Raw genomic sequence first — 4,407 nt, 5'->3', positions numbered from 1 at the left:
AATTTTTAAATAAAAGACATAATTAATTAAAATTATAATTTGCTATTAGTATCTTTTTAAAAATATTTACAATTATTTTAATAGGTTATGCAAGAAGTCTATTGTAAATTTCCGTGAATATTTTAATGTTGTTATTTTGACTGAAGATAATCGTGAATTAGATGCTAATGATGTCTTTTTAGAAGAAGGTAATTATTGATATTATATTAAAGTAACAAGTTTTGGAGCAAAATATTTTGAGAGAACAATATCAAATATTTTGATTGTTAAAAAATAGGAAAAAAATAATTTAATTGCCTAAATTTAGGGAAAATGTTAAAATGTTTACACAAATTAAAATAGGGTTAAATACCAAAGGGGGAACAGAATGTTTAAAAATAAGCCAACATATGGAAGTAAATTTCCAGATTTAGAGTTGCTTGATACTGAAGAAGAACGCCGAAAATATGAGGAGGAAGTTAAAGAATTATCTAAACAGGAGCAGAAACGTTTTAGTTATTTGTCACCAACTCAGCACAATGATTTTTCACAACGACAAATGTTTTGGGATAGTCCACTTGAACGAGTGGGACGAAGTTTTATTATTTTTGGACAATTAGTAGCAATTGTTTTAGCTTATTTTATTGGTCAAAAGGCAATTTTAGTTGCTTTAAGTAATTATCTTGATCCAAATATTAAATTTTTTGCTGAGATTTATGTTAAAGACCTTTTAAGTTATGGGTTTTTATTTCTTAGTTTATTATTTAGTTTATTATATTTTATTCCGATGACAATGGTCCGAACTGCGGGTGCTATTTATGGATGAGGTATTGCTTATATTATGTTAGCAATTTTATATTTTTTATTTGTTGAAATTTTATGTGCAATTTTATTGATTCTAGGAAGTATTAAAGGAAATCCCACTGAACCAATTAATATTTGATTATTAGTTTTTATTGTTTTGGTTCTAATAATTACTTCTATTTGAATTGTTGGAGCATGTCTCTTAATTGTTAAATCAGATGATGTTAAACGAAGAATTAATTTAGAAGTTTAGGAGAAAAAAGAAAATGATGACACTTACAGAAAGATTAGAAGAATTAACCAAACAATTACAACAAAATGTTTATGAAAAAGAAGAAATTTTTAATTTAGCAATGTTAGCGATGCTAAGTGGTGAATCAATTTTTCTTTTAGGAAAACCCGGAATTGCTAAATCGTTAGTTTCACGTCGTTTAAAGCATGCTTTTAAAAATGGTACTATTTTTGAATATTTAATGAATCGTTTTTCAACACCAGAAGAAATTTTTGGACCAATTTCAATTGAAGATTTACAAAAAGGAGTGTATAAGCGCTTAATTGATAAATATTTACCAACGGCTGAAATTGTTTTTTTAGATGAAATTTGAAAAGCGGGACCATCAATTCAAAATACTTTATTAACAATTATTAATGAAAAGATTTTTCGTAATGCTGGAGTAGATATAAAAGTGCCAATGAAATTATTAATTTCAGCGTCAAATGAGTTGCCAGCAGAAGGACAAGGTCTTGAAGCGTTATATGACCGTTTTATTATTCGTTATATTGCACAAGGGTTAAAAGACGAAGAAAACTTTAATGATATGATTGCTGGAGTAACTGAATTAGATGTAAAAGTTGATGAAGCTTTACAAATTACACATGAAGAATATGATACATGACGAAAAGAAATTAATAAGATTAAAATAACACCAGTAACTTTTGATTTTATTTCTCGATTTCGAAAAGCAATGTATATTGCGACTGAAGGTGAATATTATATTTCAGATCGTCGTTGAAAGAAGATTGCTCATTTAATGAAAGCTTCAGCATTTTATAATGGTCGTGATACAGTTGATAAAGCTGATTGGTTAGTCATTCCATATTGTATTTGAGATGATGAACAACAAGAAGAAACATATAATGCTATTTTTAATGAATTTTATTTAGATGCTTTAACGTATGATGTTCGTGAAAAAAAGAATCATTTAAGCAAAGAATTAGAAGAATTATCAGCTCAGTATGAAGATATTCAAGAAGTTAATAGTCGCAAAAGTGAATATTTGGATGTTTTTGATAGAAAATTACAAGGAACATTTCACCGAATTTTTTGAAAAAATCAACAGTATCCAATTTGTTTTATTCGTGTTGAAGATTTTATTGATGCTCGTCATAATAAGACACAACCCACATTAATTGAATTATATTATGGTGAAGATTTAGATAATATGGCAGATGTTTTGCAAACAGAGATTAGTTATGTTAATGATAGTACTTTTAAAATTATTAAAACAAATGAAGAAATTAAAATTGAAATTAAGAATTCAAAAGTGGATAATAATTCAAAACTTGAAAAAAGAATTTTAGCTGTTGAACGAGAAATTGATAGTTTAACAACTGCTTTTCCGGATGAAAAAGAACGATTATTATCTTTAAATTTCCTCTTTTTTAAAGAACGTTTTATGTTGGCAGTTAATAATGCCTTTAGTGATAATAAAATAAATTTTAATGAAAATTGGTTAGAATTAGAACAATTTTCAAATTCAGAGCAAAAAAATAAATAATAGTAATTTTGAACAATTAACAAAAAATTAAATGAGTAAAACAAGGGAGGATTTAATGTGAATCCATATTTAGAGCAAAAAGCGGGAGTTCAACTAGCTAGTAAGTTAACAGCATTAAAAAATACGGATTTAGTTAATCCAAGGTTTGCTCTGATGAAAACAACGAATCGGTGATTAAGTGAAATGTTTGACCAAGCTGTTAATAATTTTTATGATCATCAAATTGAAAATGAAATTATGAAAATTAAGTTAGATTCAAATATCGAAAAAGAAATTTATTTATTTCATTGGATTAAAGTTAATGGTTATGATGGTTTAAAAAAGAATTATGCTTCAACACAAGATTTTTTATTTAAAGTTAATTCACCATTTTATGATCGGCTAAATTATTATCGTTATGAATTTAATAAAAAACAAAACAATAATCCAAATATGTTATTTCGTGATTTTATTGGAATTTGAGAATCTATTTTAATTAAAAGAATTAATGATTATCGTTTTGCAAAAATTGAAGAATTAAGAACAAAGTTTATGCAAGATTTATATAATAAAGTGGAAATTTATAATAAAGCTAATAGTTTATTAAAAACAGTATGAAACTTTTTTGGCAAAATATGAAATCCAGTAGAATTAAAAAAAGGTGTTAATATGTCAGTCATTGATAAATTTGCAAAATTTTTGGAAACTAATCCAGCAATTATGGAAATTGCAACATTATTAGGGCGTTTTCAAGGTGAAAGTAATTTAATTGAACAACGAATTTTAGAAGAAATTGTAATGGATTATGAATGAAAACCAATTGGTTCTTCACCAGAAGAAATTATTGGAGCAACTGAATCTAAAGATTTAGAACATATGTTTCCCGCCGAATTAGTTTTATTAAAAGATCCAGTTTTAAAATATATTTTTTATAAAAAATATATTGAGGGCAAATTAACAACATTTGAATTTTTATCACAAGATAAAGTTCCCAAAGAACAAATTAAATTACGAACAATTGAAACATATGTTCCTGAAGAAAAAGGGCCAATCATTTTATCAATTGATACCTCTTCTTCAATGCGAGGTAGTCCCGAACAAATTAACAAAGCTCTTGCTTTAGCAATTGCAAAAATTGCTTTAGCAGAGCATCGCCCTTGCTACATGATTAATTTTTCTAAAAGTTTAGATGTTTATAATTTATCTTCTTTAAAAGATTCACTACCAAAATTAATTGAATTTTTGTCAAAAAGTTTTGCTGGGGATACAGATGTTGAGCCAGCATTAGAACATACTTTAATAGTAATGGATAGTAATGAATATTTTAATGCTGATTTGTTATTAATTAGTGATTTTTTAACTTCTGATTTATCACCTGATTTAATAACAAAGATAAATTTATTAAAACAGCGTCGGAATCGCTTTCATGCTATTGTTATTGGGACAATGGGTGCAGAAAATGTAGAAACAATTTTTAATAATGCTTGAATTTATGACCCACGTGACCCATTTGCTTCAGAACGAATAATTGCTTCGTTAACAGGGCAAATTGTAAAGAAATATGATAAAGTTCCTAATGCAAAAGCAATTTTAGGACAAATGAGAACTGCAAAGGAGATTAGCAAAAATGTTAAGTAACAATACTTTTAATTATTTGTTAGAAAACCAAAAAAAATTAGATAAGCATATTTTAACAAAATTTAACTTAAATGATAATGAAACATTTGAGAAACGAATTTTGGCTTTTTTAGTTGAGTTAGCAGAATTTATTAATGAACAACGTGATTTTAAATATTAGACTTCTTGCATAACCTAGTTATTTTAAAATTCCTATAAAATATATTTAAAATAGAAATTATAGGAATCT

The 4,407-nt window shown here is 26.3% G+C and carries 5 protein-coding genes; all 5 read left to right on the top strand.

The genetic code is table 4. The features are described 5' to 3' along the window. The first annotated feature begins 136 nt into the window (after positions 1–136). Positions 137–277: a hypothetical protein gene (locus EHU54_RS04660; protein ID WP_400249190.1), complete on the top strand. Its 141-nt coding sequence runs from the start codon at positions 137–139 to the stop codon at positions 275–277. A gap of 90 nt (positions 278–367) precedes the next feature. Further along, positions 368–1,036 (top strand): hypothetical protein, encoded by a 669-nt coding sequence (locus tag EHU54_RS04655; protein WP_400249189.1) that lies wholly within the window; start codon positions 368–370, stop codon positions 1,034–1,036. Positions 1,037–1,049: 13 nt separating this feature from the next. Next, entirely contained in the window at positions 1,050–2,561 is a 1,512-nt protein-coding gene (locus tag EHU54_RS04650) for an AAA family ATPase (protein ID WP_400249188.1), read from the top strand. 57 nt (positions 2,562–2,618) lie between these two features. Further along, positions 2,619–4,178, top strand: coding sequence for a two-component regulator system yiem receptor component protein (locus EHU54_RS04645; protein WP_400249187.1), 1,560 nt, complete (start codon positions 2,619–2,621; stop codon positions 4,176–4,178). After that, a complete protein-coding gene (locus EHU54_RS04640; RefSeq protein WP_400249186.1) occupies positions 4,168–4,338 on the top strand; it encodes a dUTP diphosphatase in 171 nt (56 codons plus the stop codon). Before EHU54_RS04645 ends, EHU54_RS04640 begins: the two co-directional genes overlap by 11 nt. The last annotated feature ends 69 nt before the right edge of the window (positions 4,339–4,407 follow it).

This window comes from Spiroplasma sp. ald, from assembly GCF_044714355.1.
GTDB lineage: Bacteria > Bacillota_I > Bacilli_A > Mycoplasmatales > Mycoplasmataceae > Spiroplasma > Spiroplasma phoeniceum.
Note: the sequence above shows the minus strand (reverse complement) of the source record. Positions and strands in the feature narration are given on the sequence as shown.